The organism is Myxococcus xanthus (genome assembly GCF_006402735.1).
Lineage (GTDB): Bacteria > Myxococcota > Myxococcia > Myxococcales > Myxococcaceae > Myxococcus > Myxococcus xanthus_A.
Window position 1 is genome coordinate 3,603,315 of sequence record NZ_CP017174.1, and the last position, 24,056, is coordinate 3,627,370.

Genomic DNA, 24,056 nt, shown 5'->3' on the forward strand with positions numbered 1-24,056 from the left:
ACGTCCCATGGCGTGTGTCTACGTGGGGCCGAGCGGGAGCCGGACGCTGAACGTGCTCCCTTTTTCCGGCACGCTGGACACCTGGATGTCGCCCCCGTGCGCCGAAACGACCTGGTGGGTGATGAAGAGGCCGAGCCCCAGGCCACTGTAGTTGCGGCCGGACACGGCTCGCATGAACCGGTCAAAGACGTGGGGCAGCGCTTCCGGTGCGATGCCGATGCCCTCGTCGCGAACGTTCAGCAGCGCCATGCCGCCTTCCGCGCGCAGGCTGACGTGAATCGGCTTGCCCCCTCCGTACTTGAGCGCGTTGGAGAGGAGGTTGGTCATCACCTGCTCCACCCGGCGGATGTCCCATTCGCCTTGCACGGGCTCCGGCGCGTCCAGTTCCACGATGCTGCCGAGCTGGCTGGCTTGTGGCAGGTAGCGGGCGATGACCTCTCGAAGCAGCGTCGCGAGGTCCGCGGGCACGCGCTCCAGGGTCAGCTGGCCCACGCTGATGCGTGACACGTCAAGCAGGTCGTCCACCAGCTCCACCAGCTTGCGCACCTGGCGGACGGCGACGTCGAGGTCGCGCTCCACGCGCTCGCTCGGCAGCATGCCTCCCGGGGCGCTGCCGACGGCGCGGCGCATGGCCGTCAGCTTCAGTTGCAGCGGGGTGAGTGGGGTGCGCAGCTCGTGGGACGCCACGGACAGGAAGTCGTCACGGATGCGAAGCGCCTCCCGTAGGCGCTCCATCTCCCGTTGCTCCTGGGCCTGGTAGCGGGCGGTAAAGTCGCGCGTCACCTTGCCGAAGCCGCGCAGCTGCCCTGTTTCGTCATACAGCGCCGTGATGACGACGTTGGCCCAGAAGCGGCTGCCGTCCTTGCGGACGCGCCAGCCGTCCTCCTCGAAGCGGCCCTCACGCGTCGCCACGTCGAGCCCGTGCCGCGGCCGGTTCCGCGCCACGGCTTCGGGCGGATAGAAGCGGCTGAAGTGCTGCCCCAGGATTTCGTCCGCGCGGTAGCCCTTGATGCGCTCGGCGCCCGGGTTCCAGCTCGCTACGTACCCATCCAGGTCGAGCGTCAGGATGGCATGGTCAGTGACGCTCTCAATCAACAGCCGGAGCTGGTCCGCGGTGTCCTGCTTGGATTCGCCTTGCCCGGAGTATGCGACGCGCCTGGCACGTCCGGGGCAGCCGTTGGTGTCTTCCATGAGCCTCCTGCTCTGACTTGCTGGTATGAGAACACGCCCCCCTCCGTCACGGGGAATCGCGCGATGTGGCCATCGGCCATCGGACACTCCGGCCGGCGTACGGGCTGGCGGCCAGCCGGTGCCAGTCCCGGACGCGGTGTGCCGGAGCCCCCCTCCAGCCTGTCGAGGAAGGGGTCGTCACGAAGGTCGACTCGGACCCATGCGGGGGATAACATGCCGCGCCGAATGTCCATGCAGGGTGGCGCCGGTGACGATCCCGATCGGGGGCGGCGCATCGGGAAATACGAAATCCTCACGCGCCTCTCGATAGGGGGGATGGCGGAGCTGTTCCTGGCCTACACCTCGGGGCCTGGGGGATTTCGCAAGTTCGTCGCGGTGAAGCAGATTCTCCCGGACATCAAGAAGGACGAGCAATTCGTCCAGATGTTCCTGGACGAGGCGCGCATCACCGCGGCCTTCTCGCACGCGAACATCGGTCAGGTGTTCGACCTGGGCGAGGAGGGCGGCGAGCTGTACCTCGCCATGGAGTTCCTGCCCGGGCAGAACCTGGAGCAGGTGGTGAAGGCCTCCACGCGCCAGGGCTACCCGTTGCCGCTCGGCTTCGTCGGGCGGGTGATTCGGGATACCTGCCTGGGTCTGCACTACGCGCACCACTTCACGGACCCGTCGGGCCGGCCCGCGGTGGTGGTGCACCGCGACGTGTCTCCGAAGAACGTGATGCTCACCTACGACGGCGTCGTGAAGGTGATCGACTTCGGCATCGCCAAGGCGCGCGGACGGTTGGGCCGCACGCAGGTGGGGACGGTGAAGGGGACCAGTGGCTACATGTCCCCGGAGCAGGTGCGAGGCGTGGCCACCCTGGATGGCCGCAGTGACTTGTTCTCCGTGGGTGTCATGCTGCACGAACTGCTGAGTGGCCAGCGGTTGTTCAGCGGGCCGCACGAAGCGGCGGTGATGATGCAGATCGTGGAGGCCGACGTGCCTCCGCTGCGCGGCATCAACCCGGACGTCCCCGAAGCCTTGGAAGCCGTGGTGACGCGAGCGCTGTCCCGGGACGTGTCCCAGCGCTTCACCAACTGCCGGGAGATGGCGCGCGCCATTGAGGCGGCGCTCGGCTCGGAGCTCTTCGACGAGGACGGCATGACCGCCGTCATGGGCGACCTCTTCGCCGACAAGCGCCAGAAGACGCGCACGTTGTTGGAGCTGGCCAGCCGCGCGGAGGATGCCCGCGTCAGCGAGGCGGCGGGTGCCCTCCAGCAGGAGGACAGCGCCGACTCCGCCCCCACGTCGCAGGTACCGGCCCCGCGCGCCCGGCCTGGTTCGCCCTCGGCTCGGCCCTCGAGCGCGCCCAAGCCTGTGCCCCAGCGCCGTCCGGCGGAGGGCGGCGTGGCTTTGCGTGGCCCCTCAGTCGCCGGCAACGGGAGCGCGCCCAAGCCTGCCCCCCAGCGCCGGACCAGTGAGGCGGCTCCTCTATCTTCGCGCACACCGCGCGGAGGTCAGGACAGCGCGCCGGCCGCGCGTACACCTCGGCCGCGGCCCACTGCCCGGCAGGAGGCCCCGGCCGAGTCCGAATCCTTCGACGAGCCGAGCGATCTCCAGACGCAGCGCTTCCGTTCCCGGCCCCAGCGGCCCGGCGCGGACGGTGAGCGGGCCTCCGGACGGTCGGCGCGCCCCGAGACGTCCCGGGCCTCGGACACGCCGGTGGAGACGCCCGCCGCCCGTCCGCCGTCGCGCTGGGCCAGTCGGCTCTTCCTGCTCTTCCTGCTGGGAGGCCTCGGTTGGGCTGCGACGCTGCCCGCCGTGCGCGCGCAGCTCCGGCCGGGCCTCGAAGCCGCCAAGGCGTGGGTGAGCGCGGAGCTGAATCCGCCGCCGGCGGAGGACCCCGCGAACCAGCCCTGGCCACCGCAGCAGGCGGGCCCGCCGCCGGGCTTCCGTCGGGCCGAGCAGGAATCGGCACCTTCCGAGCCTTCCCAGGCTGTCGCCCAGGCCGAGCAGGCCGCTGGTGGCGAGGAGGCGGTGGAAGGCGCGCCTGAAGCCAAGGCTCCGACGAAGGCCCCGCCCGGGCGGAAGGTGAAGGAAGGCGCCTCTTCGCCGGCGCGGTGGGCGGCCACCTCCAAGGCAGAGGCCGAACCTGTCAGTGCCAAGGCCGCGCCGCCCGCGCAGGCCAGCCCACCTCCGCGTGAGCAGGCGCCTCGCGTGGCGGAGGCCCATCCAGCGGCCGAGCCCGTCACCACGGTGACGCAGGATCCCGAGGGAATGGCGGAGGTGTTGGACACCAGCACGGCGAAGGGGGCCGCGAAGGCGGGCCTGGGGTGGATGACCCTCTACACGGTGCCGCGGGCGGCCGTGTTCGACGGCGCCACGGAGCTGGGCACCACGCCCCTGAAGAAATTCCCGCTGCCCGTGGGGGTCTACCGCCTGCGCGTGGTGGACCCGACGGGGGTGGAGTCGGTGAGCCGGCTCCTGTCGGCTCCCATCAAGCCGGGCGAGGAGACGAAGATTCAAATCCGGCTGGCGGATCTCCCACCGTACAAGGAGTGAGCGCCGTCCTTGACGCTCCGGACCCCCGTCACTAGGGTCCGCGCGCTATGTATTTTCAGGACCTTATCTTCACGCTCCAGAAGCACTGGGCCGACCAGGGGTGCATCAACACGCAGCCCTACGATGTCGAGGTCGGCGCGGGCACGATGGCCCCGTACACCTTCCTGCGTGCCCTGGGCCCGGAACCCTGGAACGTGGCGTATGTGCAGCCCTCGCGGCGTCCCGCGGACGGCCGGTTCGGAGAGAATCCCAACCGCCTGTTCCAGCACCACCAGTTCCAGGTCATCCTCAAGCCGGCGCCGAAGAACGTCCAGGAGCTGTACCTGGAGTCGCTGCGGAAGATTGGCATCGACCCGTTGGAGCACGACATCCGGTTCGTCGAGGACGACTGGGAGTCGCCCACGCTCGGCGCCTGGGGTCTGGGCTGGGAAGTGTGGTGTGACGGAATGGAGGTGACGCAGTTCACCTACTTCCAGCAGTGCGGCGGCTTCGACTGCAAGCCCGTCTCCGCGGAGCTCACCTACGGGTTGGAGCGCATCTGCATGTACCTGCAGAACGTGGAGAACGTCTTCGACATCGAATGGGTCAAGGGCGTGAAGTACCGCGAGGTGTTCCACCCCAACGAGGTGGAGATGAGCAAGTACGCGCTCCAGGAGTCGGACGCGCAGATGCTCTTCGCGCTCTTCGACGCGTACGAGAAGGAGTGCAAGCGCCTCATCGAGCGCCAGTTGCCGCTGCCCGCGTACGACTTCGCGCTGAAGTGCTCGCACGCGTTCAACCTGCTGGACGCGCGCGGCGCCATCTCCGTCACGGAGCGCGCCAACTTCATCAAGCGCGTGCGCGACAACGCCAGGCTGTGCGCGGAGGGCTACCTCCAGATGCGTGAGCGGCTGGGCTACCCGCTGCTCAAGTCGCCGTGGACGGTGGGTGAGCAGCTCCCGGTGCTGGAGGGCAAGCCGGCCAGCGACTACTGGAAGACGGTCGTCCTCAACAAGCCCGTGGAGAAGAAGCAGAAGGCGGAGGTGGCCCATGGCGCGTGACCTGCTCCTGGAAGTGGGCGCGGAAGAGATTCCGGCGTCGTTCATCGGCCCCGCGCTGGACGACCTGAAGCGCATCATCACCGAGCGCATGGCGGACGCCCGCCTGAAGCATGGCGAGGTGCGGACCTTCGGCACGCCGAGGCGGCTCGCGGTGTGGGTGAGGGACGTGGCGGACGCGGGCGAGGACATCACCAAGGAGGTCCTGGGCCCCAGCGCCAAGGCGGCCTTCGACGCGCAGGGCAAGCCCACCAAGGCGGCGGAGAAGTTCGCCGAGAGCCTCAAGCTCACGGTGGACCAGCTGGGCCGCGCCACCACCGCCAAGGGCGAGTACCTCTCCGCGCGTGTGGAGGAGAAGGGCCGCCCGGCGGCGGACATCCTGAAGGACACGCTGCACGCGGCGGTGCACGGCATCAACTTCCGCAAGTCCATGCGCTGGGGTGACGTGGACACGTCCTTCGCGCGCCCGGTGCAGTGGCTGGTGGCGCTGCTGGGAAGCGACGTGCTGCCCGTGGTGTTCGGTGACGTGACGAGCGGCCGGACCACGCGGGGGCACCGCTTCCTGTCGCCCGACGCCATCGAGCTGAAGGCTCCGGCGGACTATGAGGCTGCGCTGGAGAAGGCGCACGTGGTGGCGGACATCACGAAGCGCCGCGCGCAGCTGGTGGAGAAGGTGAAGGTGGCTGCGAGCAAGGCCGGCGCCCAGCTGCTGGAGGACGAGTCGCTGGTGGACCAGGTGACGAACCTGGTCGAGCTGCCCAGCCCGGTGGTGGGCACCTTCGAGGAGCGCCACCTGGACCTGCCTCCGGAGGTGCTGGTGCAGGAGATGAAGAGCCACCAGCGCTACTTCTCGCTGGTGGACAGCGCGGGCAAGCTGCAGCCGAAGTTCATCGCCGTGTCCAACACGCCGGTGCGCGACGAGCAGCTCAGCCTGCGCGGCTACCAGCGCGTGCTGCGCGCGCGACTGGCGGACGGCCGCTTCTTCTTCGACGAGGACCGGAAGACGCCGCTCATCGACCGCGTGGAGAAGCTGGGCCGCGTGGTGTGGCAGGGGCAGCTGGGGAGCTACCTGGAGAAGGTGGAGCGCTTCCGCACGCTGGCGGTGTGGCTGGGCCAGCAGACGGGGCGGGCAGGGGAGGCGGCCACCATCGAGCGCGCCGCAACCCTGGCCAAGGCGGACCTCGTCACCGGCATGGTGGGCGAGTTCCCAGAACTCCAGGGCGTCATGGGCCGCGAGTACGCCCGCGCGGGTGGTGAGACGAACGCCGTGGCCCTGGCCATCGCGGAGCACTACCTGCCGCGCGGCGCCGAGGACGCGCTGCCCACTCAGGACGCGGGCGCGCTCATCGGCATCGCGGACAGGCTGGACTCGCTGTGCGGTATCTTTGCCATCGGCAAGGCGCCCACGGGCGCGGCGGACCCGTTCGCCCTGCGCCGCGCGTGCATCGCCATCATCCGGCTGGTGCTGGGGCGGGGCTACCGCTTCAGCCTGTCGGCCGCGGTGGACGAGTCGCTCCGGTTGCTGGCTCCGAAGATTGCCAACGCCAAGCGCAAGGCCGGCGAGCCCGCGCCGCGTGAGCAGGTGCTGGAGTTCTTCCGCGGCCGCCTCAAGGCGCTGTGGGGTGAGCAGCACCGCACGGACGTCGTGGAGGCGGTGCTGTCCGCCGGCTTCGACGACCTGGTGGCCGCGCAGAAGCGCCTGGAGGCCCTGAGCCACATCGTGGGCCGGGCGGACTTCCAGCCCCTGGCCGTGGCCTTCAAGCGCGTGGTCAACATCGTGGAGAAGCAGGGCCGCGACGTGCAGGGGGGGGAGACCAACCCCCAGAAGCTGGTGGACGAGCCGGAGCGGAACCTCCACACCGCCTTCACCCAGGCCCGGAGCACGGTGTCGGGGTTGGTGCGCGCGGATGACTTCTCCGGTGCTCTCCGGGAAATCACGGGCCTGAAGCCCGCCGTGGACACCTTCTTCGACAAGGTGATGGTCATGGCCGAGGACAAGGCCCTGAGGGAAAACCGCATCCGCCTGCTCGTGGAGATTGGCGCCCTGTTCAACCAGGTGGCCGACTTCTCGAAGATCCAGGCTGAAACGGCCGCCGCGGCCTGATGCGTGGCCTGCCTGCCCTCCGGGGGATGAAGCACCCCGGGGGGCACGGCTGCGTCGGGCGCAAGGCGCATGGGAATGGCGCGCCGCGTTTCCGGTTGCCCGGGGGGAGACCCCTTCCTACACTCCGCCCCCCTCTGATGCGCGCCTACCTTCTTACCTCCGCGCTGCTCCTCGTGTCCTGCAACGTCGGCACCGAGAGCAAGCCCCCTCCGTCCACCCGGCTCGTGTACCCGAGCGGTCTTGCCTTCTGGCGCCCCGAAGCGGGTCCGTCCACCAACGGATACCTCTACGTGGCGAGCGCCAACTTCGACAAGTGCTACGACTCGGGTTCAGTCGTCGCGCTGGATTTGGACGCCGTGGGGGTGCGGCCCTTCGGCACGGACTTCGACCCGGGGGAGTCGCTGCCCAACGACGTCACGTCGCTTGGCATCGGCGCCCAGTCCTACGTGCAGATTCAAAGCTTCGCCGGGGAGATGGCCATGTGGAGCCCTCCGGGGCGGCCGCCGCGGCTGTTCGTCCCGTCGCGGGCGGAGGGCAGTCTGCTTCACGCCATCGACGTGGGCGATGACGGCCTCAGCCTGAGCTGCGTGCAGGGCGGCGCGCGCGACTGCCGCGTCAACGCGCTGTCGCTGCTGGATGTCCCAGGCGCCTCCAACGGATTGCCTTCGGCTCCGGGGCCGCTGGGTGTCAGCGTCGCCGGCAACGGCGAGGACGCTCGCGTCTGGGTGACGCACACGGAACTGGCCGGGCCGCCGACGACCTTCACCGAAGCGGACCTGGCGGGCTACGTGCTTCACCTCCCCGCGGCGAACCCCACGCGCGACGCGCTGAACACCAGCGAGTTCGTGACGCTGGGGACCAATGACCGGCTCTCCGGCGTCGCGCACGCGACGGCCATTGGCAGCCGGTATGTGTACGCCTCGGGGCGCAACTCTTCCTCCACGCAGTTGGGGGCGCTGCCGGCGCGCTTCATCCTGCGGCTGGTGGACCGGACCGTCGCGGGCCGCGTGCTGGAGACCGACCTGGAGCTGTCGTACTCGGTGCGTGAGGCGCGCGGCGTGGCGGTGGTCCCGTCGGCCACGCGCGTGCCCGACCCGGCATCGCCCGAGCTCACCATCGTGGACGAGCGCGTCTACCTGCTGGCGCGCGGTCCGGACACGTTGCTCATCCTGGACGTCCTGAACGCGGCGGGCACGGCGCCCGACGCGGGGACGACCCCCAGCGTGCGCATCGTGTCGGCGCTGCCGGTGCCCGCGGGCGCCAGCGAACTGGAAGTCATTCCTCGCGGCCCTGGCCGCGGCAACCTGGTGGCGGTGACGGGCAGCGGCGACGAAGCCGTGGCCATCTTCGACGAAGAAGTAGGGCAGCTCGTCGCCCAGGTGCAGGTGGGCGACAACGACCCGAACCAGCCCAGCCAGCCCTTTGGCCTGGCCGCGGACGTCCGCGGCAACAGCGCTCGCATCTTCACCAGCACCTTTGGTGACGGCCGCGTGGCCATCATCGACATTCCCGACCTCGACCGGCCGCAGAACGCCCGGTTGGTGGCGCGGCTCGGCGCCCGGCAGGGAAGAGACCCGCGCCAGGGCACCAGCCTGTGCCAGGAGACCTCCCCGTGAAGCGCGGTACCCTTGCTCTGCTCCTCGTGAGCGCCGGCCTGACCGGCAGTTGCTCCTCGACTGACGTGACGACGGGCTTCGCTGGCCTGTCCGGCACCTTCGACGTGACGCTGGCCAACAACTTCGTCTTCGTCACGTCGTCGGACCGGGACGAATTGCGCGTGCTCGACCTGGCGTCGAACCCCCGCACCTTCGTGCCCGCGCCCAACCCACTGGAGGCGCTGTCCATCCCCGTGCTGGACCGGCCGGACGCGCTCACGCGCGACGTGGCGTACAACGCGGAAGGTAACGACGTCCCGGGGCCGTACATCTACGCGCGCAGCTCGGGTTCGTCGGAGGTTTCGGTGGTGGCGTCGGCGCGCGACCAGCTCCGGCAGGTCGCCCGGCTCCAGGCGGCGAGCATCGTCACGGCCTTCGCGGCGCGCTCGCCCGCCGAGGGCAGTGGCGGACCCAGCACGCTGTACTACGCCATCCAGGATCCCGACGGCATCTTCAGCGCGGACACCGGCGGTGCCCGGGTGATGCGGCAGGAACTCCCGGGGCCAGACGCACTGCAGGCCGCGGAGCCCGCGGCGATTCCTGAACCGGTGACGGTGTTCTGTCTCCAGCCCGGTGAGTCCATCCTGGCCATGACGATGCTGGCCGGCCAGGGCCAGTTCGCGGTGGCCACGCGGCAGGCGTCGGGCCGGTCGGGCCGCACGCTGCTCGTCACCGATTTGGGGCCGGTCGCGGACTGCCTTCAGCCTTCCGCGCCCACCCATGATTTGTCCGAGGGCTTCGGCAACGTGCCGGTGCGGCTCCTGGTGAGCCACCCCCGGATCGTCATCCCCAACGTCGAGGCCATCAACGCGGGCCGCTACATCTTCGGCATCCGTGACGAGGCCTCTTGCTCCGCCGCGCGCGAGTGTTCCGGAGTGCTCGCGGTGGACACCGAGTCATCCCCCCCCGGGCAGACGGCGCGGGACCTCAGCGGTGCGCCGATGCTGCCCATCTTCCCCGCGGGCGGCTTGCCGACGGGACTGGCCCTGGTTCCGGACGCGCCGCTTCGCATCGTGCTCGACGATGGCTCGACGCCCCCCCTCACGGTGCCGCTCCTGGGCGTCATGCCGTCCTCCAACGGCTACATCTCGTTGTTCTCCGCGAGCGACCTGCGCCAGTTCGACCTGTCGGGGGCGAGCGCACGCTCCTCGGTGGCGCTGCTGGACAGCAACGAGCAGCCGGTCGTCATCGAGACGGCGGACCTGGTGACGGTGACCCAGGACCAGACGCTCCAGTCGACGGTGCTCTACGAGGGCTCCGTTCCGAACGGCTTCTACCGGATCATCTACCAGGGCGCGTTGCCTGGGCTGAGCGGCCTGCCTCGGGACCTCTCCACCCCGCGGCTCTTCGAGGCCGAGGCCAGTGCGGCCGCTTCGGCGCGGGCCGGGGACATCATCGTCCTGGAGGGCCCGGATGTCCTGTGCGCCGTCGACCTGCCCATCGCGTCGGTGGAGCCCGTTGCGGGGACCACCCGGGTGCGCTTCGCCATCGCGGACTCGCAGGAGATTCCGACGGACTGTGCCAGCCTGACGCGTTTCACCGTCCGTGTGGGTGGAGACCAGCCCTTCGTCCTCTTCAACGAGGCGGGCACCTTCCTGTCCCGCGATGTGACGGGGGCTTCGAGCTACAGCATCCCCACGGAGTACTTCTTCCACGCCGACACCTTCTACTTCGACGACGACTCCAACCCTCAAACGCCGCCAGTGCCGAACCTGTCCAAGTTCCCCCAGCCGCCGCCGCCGCTGCGCATCCGGGTGGCGGCCGTGGGCCGCGAGGTGCGTCGGGGAGACCGCTACGCGGTGACAGTGATTTCCGGCATCCGCAACTACATCTTCACCCCGGACTCCACGGCGGGGACGGGGCTGGCCTTCTACACGCTGCCAGGGCCTGTGGTGGCCGCCCAGGACCGCAGCGCGAAGATGGCTTACATCGCCTACCCCTCGGCGGATGGCATCCTCCAGGTCGGCTTCGAGGGGCTCACCGACAACCGGGCACAGTCATTGGCACTGGTTCCCTTCGAGTAACTGGGCGGGAGTGGAGGCCTCTGCTATCGTCCGGGGCTTCCTGGTTCACGCGAGTCAAGACCGATGATCGATCAGAACTCCCGTCCTGCCCGCAAGGTTGGCATCGCCGACCACCTGTGGGAGGCGTTCGAAGACATGGCCCAGCAGATGGGCTCGGATCGCGATGCCCTGATCAACCAGGCGCTCTTCATGTTCGCGCGCCTGAACGGCTTCCTCGAGGTGAAGTCCCGCTCCGAGGCCGCCGTGGCACCCGTGGCCGCAGCCGCCGCTGCGCCGGTGAAGCCCGTTCAGGCCGCAGCCGCCGCGCCGCCGCGTCCGTCCGCGCCTCCGGTGCTGGCGCCCGCGCCCCGTCCGGAGCCCACGCCCGCGCCCGCGCGTCCTCCCGTGCGCGCCACGCCGGAAGAGCGGGCCTCCGCCAATGGCCTGGACAATGACCCGGTGCGCCGCGAGGTGGCCGAGCGCGTCCTGGAGACCGCCGCGGAGCTGGAGCGCCTCATCAAGGGCAAGAACAGCGAGCCGCCCCCGCCCGCCGACGACATGGTGGAGGAGGACGAGGAGCCGCTGCCCGAGGCCGAGGATCCGGGCCTCATGGACGAGGAGCCGCCCCCCGATGATGTCGAGGAAGAGCCCGCCGACGACCTCGCCGAGGAGGAGGAGGAGTCCGGCGCGCTGTACCTGGTGACCGAGTCCGGTGATCAGGAGCAGATCGTCAAGGAGCGCTTCGTCATCGGCCGTGGCAAGCACTGCGACTTCGTCATCAATTCCGGCAAGGTCTCCCGTGAGCACGCTGTCATCGTCCACGAGGGCGACGACTGGATCATCGAAGACCTGGGCTCGTCCAACGGCACCTGGTTCAACAAGCAGCGCATCAAGCGCCGCAAGATTGAAGACGGGGACGAGTATTTCATCTGCAGCGAGAAAATCCGTCTCTTGGTCCGATAATGAGGTGACCCAGGCCCCGTCCCGCGGGGCTTCTGGTTGTTCGCCAATTGACGGGCTCCAGGCGTCCCTGGTTTGATACCGGACGCCTGCCACGAAGAGGACAGGCGCTGATGACGCCTGTTCAAATCGCGTTGTGGACGGTTCTTGGAGTGGCCCTCGTGATCTCCGTGGTGACGGATGTGCTTCGCCGCGAGATCCTCGACGCGGTCACCTACCCGCTGATGGCGGTGGGCCTGGGCGTGCGCTTGGCCACCGAAGGGGTGGGGGACCTGGAGCATGGGCTCATCAGTGGTGTGGTATCGGGGGTAGGGCTCGCGTTGATGCTGCTGCCAGCGGCGCTTCGCGGGCGGATGGGGTGGGGCGACGTGAAGTTGATGGGCGGGGTCGGAGCCGTGCTGGGCTTCCCGGCGGTGCTCGCGGCCGCGGCCTTCATCTCACTGGTGGGCGCGCTTCAAGCGGTGGTGACACTGCTCTGGCAAGGCGCGGTTTGGGACACGCTGGCGGCAGTGGTGCGCCGGTGGGCGGTGCGGGTGCGTTTGGCCAGCGCGGACGCGCAGCCGGCGCCCCAGCGCCACATTCCCTATGGAGTGGCCATCGCGCTCGGCACCGTCTGGGCGCTGTGGTGGCAGCACGGAACGTTGGGTTAGCTCGGACTTCTGGAAGAGGGGACACGGACGATGTTCACACGCATCACGCATGCCGCGGCGCTAGGCGCCCTCATCGCACTGGTGGCGGGCGGCAGCGCCCTGGCGCAGGATGGCACCACCGTCAGCCTCGGCGTGGGTTCCCAGAAGGTGATCACCATCCCTGGCCTCAGCCGCGTGGCGCTCGGTGATCCGAGCGTCGCCGAGGTGAAGACGCTCGGCTCCGGCCAGCTGCTCATCACTGGTCAGGCTGAAGGCAAGACGACGCTGCTCGTCTGGAAGTCCTCGGGCCAGCGCGTCAGCTACCTGGTGGCGGTGCGCAAGCAGGACCCCAACGAGGTCATCTCCGAAATCAAGCGCCTGCTGGGTGAGATTGAAGGCGTCTCCGTCCGCATGGTGGGTGATCGCATCTACCTGGACGGTCAGGCCTACACCACGCAGGACGCCGACCGCATCGAGCAGGTGGTGGGCCTCTACCCGAACGTGAAGTCGTTCGTGAAGATTGCCCCCAACGCCAAGAAGCTGGTGGCCCAGAACCTCAACGCGGCCTTCCAGAAGGCGGGCCTGAAGAACGTCCAGGCCAACGTGGTGGGCGCCACCATCTTCCTGGAGGGCTCCGTGGAGAGCCAGCAGGACCTCCAGAAGGCGGAGCTCATCACCAAGGCCATCGGTGAGAAGGTGGAGAACCTCCTCGTCGTCGGCATCAAGCGGATGATCCTCTCCGAGGTCCAGTTCGTCGAAATCCGCCGCAACAGCCGTGACCGCTACGGCATCCGCTACCCGACGGACATCACCGGTACCGCGACGGCCATCGCCAGCATCTCCCAGGAGCTCTTCCCGGGCACCTTCGGCTCGGGCGTGTCCACGCTCACCCTCAACGCGGGCGCGGACTTCTCCTTCGGCTTCCAGGGCAACGACGGTTACGGCCGCCTGCTCGCGCAGCCCAAGCTGGTGTGCGCCAGCGGTGAGAAGGCGGAGTTCCTCGCCGGTGGCGAGGTTCCCATCCCGCTCATCACGAACAACCAGTTCACGGTGGAGTTCAAGAAGTACGGCGTCATCCTGAACCTGCGCCCCACCGCGGACCGCAACGGCAACATCCAGACGGAGATCGAGGCGGAGGCCTCCGAAATCGACACCTCCGTGGCGGTGTCCTTCGGTGGTTCGTCCTCCATCCCTGGCTTCCGGACCCGCAAGGTGAAGACGAACGTCACCGTGCGCCATGGTGAGACCATCGTCCTGTCCGGCGTGTTCAGCCACGACGAGCAGAAGTCCGTGTCGAAGCTCCCCGGCCTGGGTCACATCCCGATTATCGGTGAGCTCTTCAAGAGCCGCGGTTTCGACTCCACCAAGCGCGAGCTGGTCATCTTCGTCACCCCGCGCATCGTCAACCCGGACTCGGACAAGGTCCGCACCATCATCGAGGACGTGAAGAGCCGCTACAAGCAGGCCCGGTCCGAGGTGAACTTCAACATCTTCGACTGAGGCGGGCGCCCCGGGCGCCGCCTGAGACGGGCCTTTGGGGCCCACGGCACGGGCCGGCTTCTTCCCTTTCGGGGGCGGTTGCCGGCCCGTCGCCTTGCGGGCAAGCATGCAACCCGGTTCTCACGCTTTGAGGACGAAGGGGGGCTTGCTAGCATCCGTCCCCATGTTTCTCATCACCCTCGCGGAAAAGGGCGGCGGGACCGAGCAGCGCGAGTATCACAAGAATGAAGTCACCATCGGCCGTCTGCCGGGCAATGACATCATCCTCGCGAAGGGCAACGTCTCCAAGTACCACTCGCGAATCGTTGCCAAGGACGGGAAGTTCATCATCGTGGACATGAAGTCCACGAATGGCACGTTCGTGAACGGCAAGAAGATTGCCGCGCCCCAGGTTCTCAAGCCGACCGACCAGGTCTACATCGGCGACTACATTCTCAACGTCGAGGCGCTCGAGGACGAGGGCCCGGTGATGACCCGCGCGGGTCAGCCCGAAGAGGAGTACGACGACGAGCAGGGCGAGGAGCCCTACGAGGACGAGGAAGGGGCTTACGAAGAAGACGAGCCCTACGAGGAGGAGGAAGAAGAAGAAGCGCCGCCTCCCGCGCCCGCACCCAAGGGCATGCCGGCGTCGCTGGCGTCCGCCCTGGCGAAGAACAAGCGCAAGGTGGATCCGCGTCAGGAGCGCTACACCCGGCTCCAGAAGGAAATCCATGACCGGCTCATCGAGTACCTCGATCTGCGCCGCATGGACATGGACCGGCTCGGCGACGATGAGCTGTGGCGCCGCACCGAGAAGGCCATCCGCGACATCATCGACCAGATGGAAGCGGACGGAGAGCTTCCGGAGGACGTGGACCGCGAGGAGCTGCTCACTGACGTCATCAACGAGGCGCTGGGGCTCGGGCCCCTCGAGGCGTTCCTCGCGTCGGATGACATCAGCGAGATCATGGTGAACCACGCCAACCAGATCTACATCGAGCGCAAGGGCAAGCTGACCCTGTCGGAGAAGACGTTCTCCTCCAACCAGGCGGTGCTCGGCGTCATCGAGCGCATCGTGGCGCCCATCGGCCGCCGCATCGACGAGTCCAGCCCGCTGGTGGACGCGCGCCTCAAGGACGGCAGCCGCGTCAACGCCATCATCCCTCCGCTGGCGCTGAAGGGGCCCTGCATCACCATCCGCAAGTTCAAGAAGGACTCGCTGAAGATCGCGGACCTCATCAAGTACAAGACCGTCACGGCGCAGATGGCCGAGTTCCTGGAGATGTGCGTCAAGGCCCGGCGCAACATCGTCATCTCCGGCGGCACCGGTTCCGGGAAGACGACGACGCTGAACATCATCAGCTCCTTCATCCCGGAGGGTGAGCGCATCATCACCGTGGAGGACGCCGCCGAGCTGCAGCTGCCGCAGGACCACTGGGTGCAACTGGAGAGCCGGCCGCCCAACCTGGAAGGCAAGGGCGCCATCACCATCCGCGAGCTGGTGAAGAACTGCCTGCGCATGCGGCCCGACCGCATCGTCGTGGGTGAGTGCCGCTCCGGTGAGACGCTGGACATGCTCCAGGCCATGAACACCGGCCACGACGGTTCGCTCACCACGCTCCATGCGAATACGCCGCGAGACGCCATCGCCCGCTTGGAGACGATGGTGCTCATGTCCGGCATGGACCTGCCGGTGAAGGCCATCCGTGAGCAGATCGCCAGCGCGGTGCACATGATCGTGCAGCAGACGCGCTTCTCCGACGGCACGCGGAAGATCTGCTACATCACCGAGGTGTCCGGCATGGAGGTCGACATCGTGACCCTCCAGGACATCTTCTATTTCAAACAGGATGGCTTCACGGAGGACCACAAGGTCCGTGGCCGCTACGTCGCCTCCGGCTTCGTGCCGAAGTTCTACGACGAGCTGCAGCGTAAGGGCATCCCCGTCAACATGAGCATCTTCCGCGAGGACTGACGCGCCCATGGCCACCCTGGTCGTCCGTCACCCTGACGGCACTGAGAACGAATTCGCCATCACGGGCGAGCTGAAGATTGGCCGCCAGCAGGGCAGTGACATCCTCATCACCGAAGGGGGCGTGTCGCGTACGCATGCGCGCGTCTTCGACGAAGGCGGCACCGTCTTCATCGAGGACGTGGGCAGCGCCAACGGCACGTTCGTCGACGGCCAGCGCATCATGGAACCCACGGCCCTGACGCCGCAGTCGGAGGTCCTCCTCGGGGACTACGTGCTGCGTCTCAAGGCGGCCGCGGCGCGGGGCTCTGGGGCCCGGCGCGCGGCGGCCAGGCCCGCGGCGGGGGGCGATGAGCCCATGCCGGTGGGCGGTGAGGGCGGCGGTGCACGCGCCACCCGGGCCATGCCCAGCATCAAGAAGGGGCCGGGCGCGGCGAAGAGCGAGCCCGGCGCGGCGCTGGCGAAGCGGCCCGCGCGGCCGGCACGTCCCGCCCCCGGAGCCGGCGCACGTCCGGCGCCGGCGGGTGGCCCGGTGCTTCGCGGCATGGTCGGTCCCTGGGCCGGCCAGACGTATCCGCTCAAGGGCAAGGTGCTCGTGGGGCGGCAGCCGCCCGCCGGCATCATGCTGGATGACGACTCGGTGAGCCGTCGCCACGCGGAGCTGGAAGCGACCAGCTCGGGCGTGACGGTGCGGGACCTGGGCAGCGCCAACGGGACGCTGCTCAACGGCGAGCCGTTGGAACAGACGCCGGTCCCGCTCGAGCCGGGGGATCAGCTCCAGTTCGGCGTGGTGGAGATGACCTTCGAGCCCGAACCGTCCGCGGCGCCCGTGCGCCGGGGCGCGGGGCGTGGGGCTGTGGACGAGGATCCCGCCGCCAAGCGCAAGAAGCTCATCATGGTGGCGGCCGGGCTGGTGGGCGTGCTGCTGATGGTGGGCATGGTGTCCTCCATCCTGAACCCCACGCCGGTGGACGTTCAGGGGTCGGGAGCGGCCGCGCAGATGGATCCGACGCAGAAGATCCAGGAGCTGCTGAGCGAGTGCCGCTCGTACGCATCCAGCGAGCTGGGCGCCCCCAACTGGGAGAAGGCCCACGAGGTCTGCACCCTGGCGTTGGACCTGGACCCCATCCACCCGGAGGCGAACACGCTCATCCGGCGCATCAAGCTGGAGAAGGAGTCCTTCGAGTACTACTCGCAGGGCGAGCGGCTCCTGCAGCGCCTCAAGCCGGAAGAGGCCCTGGAGTCGTTCCGGAAGATCCAGAAGGAGAGTGAGTACTTCCGCCGTGCCCGCGCCAAGGCGCGCGAGGCCGCCGAGGCGGTGACGAAGCGCGCACAGGAGGACTGCAAGCTGTACCTGCGCGACTCGCAGTGGAGCGCCGCCGTGTCACGCTGCGAGGTGTTCATGGCGGTGTGGTGCCAGTCGAAGCCGCGCGAGGACCTGCAGCCGCCCCTGGGCTTCACGCTGAAGCTGGAGGGCCGCCTGCGCCGCGACGAGTGGCGGCCGAAGGATCCGATGTTCGTGAAGTTCCTCATCGCGCGGCAGAAGATGGACGCCAACGCGGCGCCCTGGGAGTGTCCGGTGGCGGAGGTGCTGGCCGGTGACGAGCGGGCCGTGGACCCGCGCACGTTCGTCATGGAGGCGGCGAAGAAGCGCTTCCCCAACAAGCTGATGCAGGCCGCGCTCCTGGACTACTGGGGTGGCCGTGGCAGCGAGGCGTTGGCCACCATGCAGAAGCTGCGCGCCAACTACGAGGCCGCGCAGTACCACGCCCAGGCGGACGAGCTGATGAAGATCATGTCCACCGTGGATCAGCTCTTCAAGGTGGGCCAGAGCTACCTGGCCGCCGAGGATCCGGAGAAGGCCGCGGAGCCCTTCCGCGAGGCGCTGGCCACGGACAAGGCGGTGATGCTGGAGCTGGCCGAGTCCAAGCCGTCCTTCTACCGGCGCAACATCCTCCAGGACATCGCGGAGAAGTCGTACCAGCGCGGCAAGCACTGGGCCGACCGAGAGGACCGCCGCCGCGCCTGCCGCGTGTGGAAGCTGGGCTTCAGCTTCTACGCGGGCAATCCGAACCTGAACAAGGCGGCGGCCTTCTGCTCCTCGCGGGCCCTGGAGGCCTTCCGCGCGGCGTCGAGCTGCGGCGACATGGCGGTGGCGCTGGACTACGCCGTCAAGGGCGATGGTGTAGAGGAGATGGTCGTCGCGAAGCAGGGGGAGCTGGGCTGCAAGTAGCACGCGTCGTGGACAGGGCCGGGCGGGCGCGCTAGGCACGGGGGCATGGTCGACACCAGCCCTTCGCGCTCAGCGCCCACCCTGGTCCTCATCGACGCGTCCGGCTTCATCTTCCGCGCCTACCACGCCATCCCTCCGCTCACGACGAGCAAGGGTGTGCAGACCAACGCCGTGCTGGGCTTCACGCGCATGGTGCTCAAGGCCCTGCGTGAGCTGAAGCCCACCCACGTGGCGCTCGCCTTCGACAAGGAGAGCCGCACCGAGCGCCAGAAGATTGATCCAACGTACAAGGCGAACCGCGAGGGGCCCCCGGAGGACCTGGTTCCCCAGTTCGCCCTCATCCGCCGCGTGGTGGAAGCCATCAACGTGCCCGTGCTGGAGGTGGCCGGCTGGGAAGCCGACGACGTCATCGGCACGCTGGCCGTGAAGGCGAAGCAGGAGGGCTTCTGCGTCCAGGTCGTCACCGGCGACAAGGACTTCGTGCAGATTGTCGACGACGACGTGCGCCTGTACGACCCGATGAAGGACGTGCACACGCTGCCCGCGGACGTGAAGGTGCGGCTGGGCATCGAGCCAGGGCAGATGCGGGACTATCTGGCCCTCATTGGCGACGCGGTGGACAACGTCCCCAAGGTGCCGGGCATCGGCCCGAAGACGGCCACCGAGCTCATCCAGCAGTTCGGTGACGTGGAGACGCTGCTCTCGCGCCTGGATGAGGTGAAGAAGCCGAAGATCCGGGAGAACATCGCCTCGCACCGCGAGAGCCTCCTGCGCGCCAAGGTGCTCGTCACCTTCAAGACGGACCTGTCGCTGGACGTGCGCATGGCGGACCTGGCCCGCCGGCCGGTGGACGCGCAGCGCTCGCGCGAGCTGTTCACCGAGCTGGAGTTCTTCGCCCTCCTCAAGGAACTGCCCCAGCAGGACGGTGTCGCCGGGGCGCCCGAGGAGGTGAAGGAGAAGCCCGCGCCGCTGGCGGTGACGCCGCGGCTGGTGGGCGCGGACGCGGAACTCGCCCAGCTGGCTGGCGCCGTGCGCGAGGCGGGCGCCGTCACCCTGATTCCCGCCTACGAGGGCTCGCCTTTCGGCGCGAAGCTGGTGGGCCTGGGCGCGGCGCTGCCGGACGGGCAGACGGCGTATGTGCCGCTGCGGCACGCGCAGCTCGGCGTCACCCAGGTGCGGCCGGAGGCCTTCACCGCGGCCTTCCGCGAGGTGCTGGAGGACGCGGCGGTGAAGAAGGGCGGGCATGACCTCAAGGCGCTCAGCCTGGTGCTGGCCAACGACGGCATCACCCTTCACGGCGCGCACGACGACGTGGAGCTGCTCAGCTACCTGCTCAACCCGTCCCGCCGCGAGCACGCCCTGGTGGACCTGTCGCGCGAGCGGCTGAACACGGAGCTTCCACCCCTGCCTCCCGCCGCGGAGGGCAAGCGCGGGAAGAAGGACCGCGCGCTGGCGGACCACACGGTGGAGGAGGTGGCCACCGACTTCGCCATCCGCGCCGAGGCCGCGCGCCGGCTGGCGCCCGAGCTGTGGAAGGAGCTGGAGGCGGCGAAGCTGGCGGCGCTGGCTCGCGACATGGAGCTGCCGCTGTTGCCGCTGCTGGCGCAGATGGAGCGCCGGGGCGTGCTGCTGGACACCGCCGAGCTGTCGCGCACCTCGGTGAAGGTGGACGCCGCCGTCGAGGCGCAGGTGAAGGAGGTCTACCGGCACGCGGGCCGCGAGTTCAACATCGGCTCCAATCCGCAGCTGGTGGAGGTGCTCTTCACGGAGCTGAAGCTGCCCATCATCAAGCGGGGCAAGACGGGCCCGTCCGCGGACCAGGAGGTGCTGGAGAAGCTGTCCGAGGAGCACCCGCTGCCGGGCGCCATCATCGAGTACCGCAGCCTGTCCAAGCTGAAGAGCACCTACCTGGACACGTTGCCTACGCTGGTGGCCGCCGACGGGCGCATTCACACCACCTACCACCAGGCGGCCACCGCCACCGGGCGCCTGTCCTCCACCGACCCGAACCTCCAGAACATCCCCGTCCGCACCGACCTGGGCCGGGAGATTCGCCGCGCCTTCGTGGCCGCGGAAGGGCACCAGCTGGTGAGCGCGGACTACAGCCAGGTGGAGCTGCGGCTGCTGGCGCACATCGCGGACGACCCCGTGCTCATCGAGGCCTTCCTCCATGACGAGGACATCCACACCCGCACCGCGGCCGAGGTGTTCGGCGTGGCCAAGGAGCAGGTGGACCGCGAGCAGCGCCGCGTCGCGAAGATGGTGAACTTCGGCATCGCCTACGGCCTGTCACCGCACGGCCTGGCGGCGCGGCTGGGCATTGCCCAGGACGTGGCCCGCGACATCATCGCGCGCTACTTCACGCGCTACGCCGGCATCCGGCGCTACCTGGAGGAGACAGTCGATAGGGCGCGCAAGACGGGCTACGTGGAGACGCTCTACGGCCGCCGCCGCTACATGGCGGACCTGAACTCCAAGAACCGCGGCGTGGCCCAGGCCGCCGAGCGCGCCGCCATCAACATGCCCATCCAGGGCACCGCCGCGGACCTCATCAAGAAGGCCATGCTGGCGGTGGACGAGGCGTTGACGGCCCAGAAGCTGCGCACACGGATGCTGCTGCAGGTCCACGACGAACTCCTCTTCGAGGCGCCAGACGCGGAAGTGGAGCAGGTGAAGGCGCTGGCGGTGAAGGCCATGTCCTCGGTGGCCGACCTGAAGGTGCCGCTCAAGGTGGACGTGGGCGCGGGGCGCAGTTGGGCGGACGCGCACTGACGCGCGGGCAGGGCGGCGCGGCGCGGGGCGAAAAAACACGGGAGGAGCGCCCACCCCCGTAGGCGCCCCTCCCGCATGCTCCACCCGCGGCCCCCACAGCCGCTGCTGCACTCACTGCGACAAATGCGCCGACCCGTCCGACCGGCGAGTCGCGTGGACCCCCATCCACGCGTCTTGCCAGCGGCTCGCGGTGCGCGCTCACCACTCCCCAGCGGGAGCGCGCCTTCCCACAAAGCGCGCCATGGGCCCCCACCCAGGCACACTCCCTCCCGCCGGTCTCGGACGCGCCCGTTTCCGGGCACGTCAAGTCGAACGGGCCGGCCAACCCCTGCACGCCCTCAGTGCATTGCCGTACGTCCATCTCCCGTGTCCGGGGACACGCGCCGCGTCCGGGAAGGACGCTCGAAGTATTCGACGACCAGCCCACCGAAAGGCACCCGCGGGCCATCCGCGCGCGGGTCCTTCATCCGTTGGAGGAGCGCCACCGCGGAGTCCACGGCTTCGTCCACGGCGCGGTTGATGCGCTCGCGCTCCCAATCCCCGCCACCGAGCACCTCGGAGGCATCCACCAGGCAGCGCCGCAGCGCCGCGAATTCGTCATAGAGCGAGCGGGCGCCCCGGTGCGCCGACAAGCGCAGCACCGCGCGCGTGCGGCTCCAGGGGCTGGACTCCTCGCCCGCCAGCGTCCGGCCCAACTCGCGGATGAAGGGCTCCACCAGGTTGTCCAACTGGGTGGGCGCGCCCTGCGACGCGTCCGAATCGGGCGCCGCCAGCACCATCCGTCGCCACAGCGCGGAGATTCGATCCGGCTGCTGACGGAAGAACCGCGCCAGCACGGCTGCCTTACGTCCACGCTCGCTCATGTCCAGTGCCTTCCGCATCGCGTACGGAAGCCAAAGCAATCCATCGGCCAACGCCCCAGGGATAGGTCTCCCCAGTGAAATCAGCCATTTGCCTTGAAGGGATGGGCAGGCAGAGGAGCAGCACGCCCGTAGAAACTACAGGCCCCGCCCTGTAGTCATGTCAGGACGGAAAGGGCGGCGTTCAGTGGAGGGTGGGCTTCGGCGGCCGGCCGCCGGGGCCGTCCTCGTCGTCCAGTTCACCCGGAAGGTCGCCAATGGCGCTGTCCGCGGGCGCCTCGCCGTCCTGGGCCTCCAGGTGGGCTTCCGTGCCCTGTGAGCCCGCGGGCCAGTCCGGCCAGGTGGAGTCCCCGGCACTCACGGCGGTGCCCTGCGCCTGGGCTTGCGCGGCCTGGGCGGCCAGCAGACGCAGCGCGGCGTCCTCCGCGGCATCCTGGGCGGCCATCTCCGCCAGCTTCGCGGCGCGCTGCTGGCGGCGGCGGGCATAGGCGGCCACGCAGAGGAAGGACGCGCCCAGCCAGACGAGCGCGGAGCTGGTGGTGAGTGGGAGCCAGCCGTAGCGCGCGGCCAGGCCTTCACGCCAGTCCGTCTCCTCCACCAACAGCGAGGTGCGGAAGGCCTTGCCGAAGGCCGTCTCGAAGGGCTCGCCGCGCGCCACGCCGTCCACGAGCGCGGCCATGGCCTGGGGGCCGAACTTCGCCGACAGGTGCGCGACGAAGGCGGCGCTCTGCGCGTAGGCGATTTCCACGTCCGACGGCACGTCCGGCCAGGCCCGGTCGAGGTGCTCGAAGTGGAACACGCGCTCCTGGGTGACGGCCCGGAAGAGGGCGGAGTAGTGCGTCAGGGAGTAGCGCTCCCCGGTGACGTACTGCGCGACGCCTTCCTGGAACCAGCGGGGCCACGACGGGGCCAGCTGCCCCAGGGCCACGTGCGCCAGCTCGTGCCGGAGTGTCTGCTGGCCCTCCGGCTCGTGGAGGCTGAGCGCGTCCAGCAGGATGATTTGATGGGCGGGGTAGGCCAGCGCCACGGCCCAGCCCGGGGGCTTGCCGCCGGGCAGCGCCAGGGCCTCGAACTCCGTGCGGCCCACGCCCAGGCGAATCTCGGTGACGCCCGGCCAGTCCTTGCCGAGGATGGTGCCGAACCGGTCGCGGACGCCTTCAATCTGCCGGGACAGCTCGTGCGCGGCGGCGGTGGCGGCGGCGGTGTGGAGGATGCGGAAGCGCTTCGTCGTCACGTCCCCGCTGACCTGGGGCGGACGCGTCAGGGGCACCAGCGCGGCGTCATTCACGACGTCATGGGCGTGGGTGCCATGAGGGCCGCCCGGCTCCTGGGCCCAGGCCCCGGGAGCGGCGAGCAGCAGGAGCAGGACAAGCAGGTGGCGCATGTGCGGCGGCCTCACGTTCCCACTGACATAACAGCCTCGCCCCAGGTTGCAGCAACCTCACCGTGCGGCGCGGCGCGTCAGGAGTCGCCGTTGGCCTTCTTCTGGGACAGATACGCCACGTTGTCCTCGACGCGCGCGTAGTCGCGGTCCGCGAACGTGGGGCTCTTGAAGGTCTCCAGCAGCTTCTGGTGGGCATCCAACACGGAGCGGACCTGCGACTCGAACTGGGTGCGCTGGCGCTTCAGCTCGTTGATGTCCTCCACCACCTGCACCAGCCGCTGGTGGGCGCCGTGGACGATCTTCTCCGCCTGATGCTCGGCGTCCGCGATGATGATTTCCGCTTCCTTCTTCGCGGCGTCCTTCAGGTCCTCGCTGATGCGCTGGGCGGTGACCATGGTCTCCTGGAGGGTGCGCTCCCGTTCCTGGTGCTGCTCCACCTTGAACTGGGTGCGCTTCACTTCCTCCTTGAGCGCGATGTTCTCCTTCACCACCTCCTCGAATTCACCGGCGATGAGCTCGAGGTAGGCCTCCACCTCACGGCGAGAGAAGCCGCGCAGGGCCGTTTCGAACCGCTTCTGCCGGATGTCGAGCGGAGTGATTTTCATGACGCCGCAGTGTAGCGCAGGGGCGTCACATCTCCAGGAATCGGCCCTTGACCTGAGCGCCGGCGCTGGCGGGTGGTGCCCGCATGGCTGCCCGGCGGGCGGGCGTCAGCGGCGCGTCGCGTCCCACTGAGACACGACGGTGCGCGCGGCGTTCTGCACCCCCGCGGTGAGCCGCGAGTCGACGGCGGCGTCCTGGACGGCCCGGCGCGCGGTGGGCGTGCGCTGGAAGACGAGCCCGTTGAGCGCCTGGATTTTCAGCGCGTCCGGCAGCCGGGGGTGGCGCACCACGTTGGCCAGAATCTCCTCCGCCCGGGGGTGCTGGAACAGCGTGACGGCCCTCAGCGCCGCCTGCTGGATGCGGGGATTGGGGTCCCACAGGAGCGTGGCCAGCGCGTCCAGGGCGCGGGCATCTCCCAGCAGCGCCAGGTCTTCGATGGCGATGGCCCGAATCTCCTCCGGCGCGGGCCGCACCGCCCCCAGAAGGCCCCGCAGGAGGGCTGCGTCGTCCGTCGCGGGCGCCGGGGCGGCCTCCACCGGGGGCGTGGGCGCCGGACCCGAGGGGGCCGGGGCCTGGGCACGGGCGGCGGTGGCAAGGAGCAGGCCAGCGAGAAGCAGGGGACGCATGGAGGCC

General features: G+C 69.2%; 16 protein-coding genes. 11 read left to right on the forward strand and 5 right to left on the reverse strand.

The window, feature by feature from the left end; all coding sequences use genetic code 11:
- Positions 1-18: 18 nt before the first annotated feature.
- Complete coding sequence (locus BHS09_RS15255; protein ID WP_140798231.1) at positions 19-1,191, reverse strand: PAS domain-containing sensor histidine kinase; 1,173 nt, start codon at positions 1,189-1,191, stop codon at positions 19-21.
- A 225-nt stretch (positions 1,192-1,416) separates the two neighbouring features.
- On the opposite strand from BHS09_RS15255, the gene BHS09_RS15260 reads away from it, so the two are divergent.
- From BHS09_RS15260 to polA, 11 genes are all read left to right on the forward strand, one after another.
- Positions 1,417-3,732 carry a serine/threonine protein kinase gene (locus tag BHS09_RS15260; protein ID WP_140800680.1) on the forward strand — a complete coding sequence of 772 codons (2,316 nt, stop codon included), beginning with the start codon at positions 1,417-1,419 and terminating at the stop codon, positions 3,730-3,732.
- A 47-nt stretch (positions 3,733-3,779) separates the two neighbouring features.
- Entirely contained in the window at positions 3,780-4,772 is a 993-nt protein-coding gene (gene glyQ / locus BHS09_RS15265; protein WP_140790822.1) for a glycine--tRNA ligase subunit alpha, read from the forward strand.
- Positions 4,762-6,873, forward strand: a complete 2,112-nt coding sequence (glyS, locus tag BHS09_RS15270; RefSeq protein WP_140790824.1) for a glycine--tRNA ligase subunit beta — start codon at positions 4,762-4,764, stop codon at positions 6,871-6,873. The genes glyQ and glyS overlap by 11 nt, the downstream gene beginning before the upstream one ends.
- Before the next feature lie 137 nt (positions 6,874-7,010).
- On the forward strand, positions 7,011-8,489 hold the full coding sequence (locus BHS09_RS15275) for a YncE family protein (RefSeq protein ID WP_237080367.1): 1,479 nt from the start codon (positions 7,011-7,013) through the stop codon (positions 8,487-8,489).
- Positions 8,486-10,552: a hypothetical protein gene (locus BHS09_RS15280; RefSeq protein ID WP_237080368.1), complete on the forward strand. Its 2,067-nt coding sequence runs from the start codon at positions 8,486-8,488 to the stop codon at positions 10,550-10,552. Before BHS09_RS15275 ends, BHS09_RS15280 begins: the two co-directional genes overlap by 4 nt.
- Before the next feature lie 63 nt (positions 10,553-10,615).
- On the forward strand, positions 10,616-11,494 hold the full coding sequence (locus tag BHS09_RS15285; protein WP_140798234.1) for an FHA domain-containing protein: 879 nt from the start codon (positions 10,616-10,618) through the stop codon (positions 11,492-11,494).
- Positions 11,495-11,604: 110 nt separating this feature from the next.
- Positions 11,605-12,141, forward strand: a complete 537-nt coding sequence (locus tag BHS09_RS15290; RefSeq protein ID WP_140798235.1) for an A24 family peptidase — start codon at positions 11,605-11,607, stop codon at positions 12,139-12,141.
- 30 nt (positions 12,142-12,171) lie between these two features.
- A complete protein-coding gene (locus BHS09_RS15295) occupies positions 12,172-13,620 on the forward strand; it encodes a type II and III secretion system protein family protein (RefSeq protein WP_140790834.1) in 1,449 nt (482 codons plus the stop codon).
- 163 nt (positions 13,621-13,783) lie between these two features.
- Complete coding sequence (locus BHS09_RS15300; protein WP_140790836.1) at positions 13,784-15,574, forward strand: ATPase, T2SS/T4P/T4SS family; 1,791 nt, start codon at positions 13,784-13,786, stop codon at positions 15,572-15,574.
- A 7-nt stretch (positions 15,575-15,581) separates the two neighbouring features.
- Entirely contained in the window at positions 15,582-17,804 is a 2,223-nt protein-coding gene (locus BHS09_RS15305; protein ID WP_140798236.1) for an FHA domain-containing protein, read from the forward strand.
- Positions 17,805-17,849: 45 nt separating this feature from the next.
- A complete protein-coding gene (gene polA / locus BHS09_RS15310; protein ID WP_140798237.1) occupies positions 17,850-20,576 on the forward strand; it encodes a DNA polymerase I in 2,727 nt (908 codons plus the stop codon).
- A 338-nt stretch (positions 20,577-20,914) separates the two neighbouring features.
- On the opposite strand, the gene BHS09_RS15315 is transcribed toward polA, so the two are convergent.
- The 4 genes from BHS09_RS15315 to BHS09_RS15330 all read right to left on the reverse strand — a co-directional run bounded on the left by BHS09_RS15315 (position 20,915) and on the right by BHS09_RS15330 (position 24,049).
- Positions 20,915-21,457, reverse strand: coding sequence for a hypothetical protein (locus BHS09_RS15315; RefSeq protein WP_140790842.1), 543 nt, complete (start codon positions 21,455-21,457; stop codon positions 20,915-20,917).
- A 163-nt stretch (positions 21,458-21,620) separates the two neighbouring features.
- Positions 21,621-22,820, reverse strand: coding sequence for a peptidase MA family metallohydrolase (locus tag BHS09_RS15320; RefSeq protein WP_174258786.1), 1,200 nt, complete (start codon positions 22,818-22,820; stop codon positions 21,621-21,623).
- A 77-nt stretch (positions 22,821-22,897) separates the two neighbouring features.
- Positions 22,898-23,425, reverse strand: a complete 528-nt coding sequence (locus BHS09_RS15325) for a DivIVA domain-containing protein (RefSeq protein WP_011553162.1) — start codon at positions 23,423-23,425, stop codon at positions 22,898-22,900.
- Positions 23,426-23,530: 105 nt separating this feature from the next.
- On the reverse strand, positions 23,531-24,049 hold the full coding sequence (locus tag BHS09_RS15330) for a HEAT repeat domain-containing protein (protein ID WP_140798238.1): 519 nt from the start codon (positions 24,047-24,049) through the stop codon (positions 23,531-23,533).
- Positions 24,050-24,056: the final 7 nt, after the last annotated feature.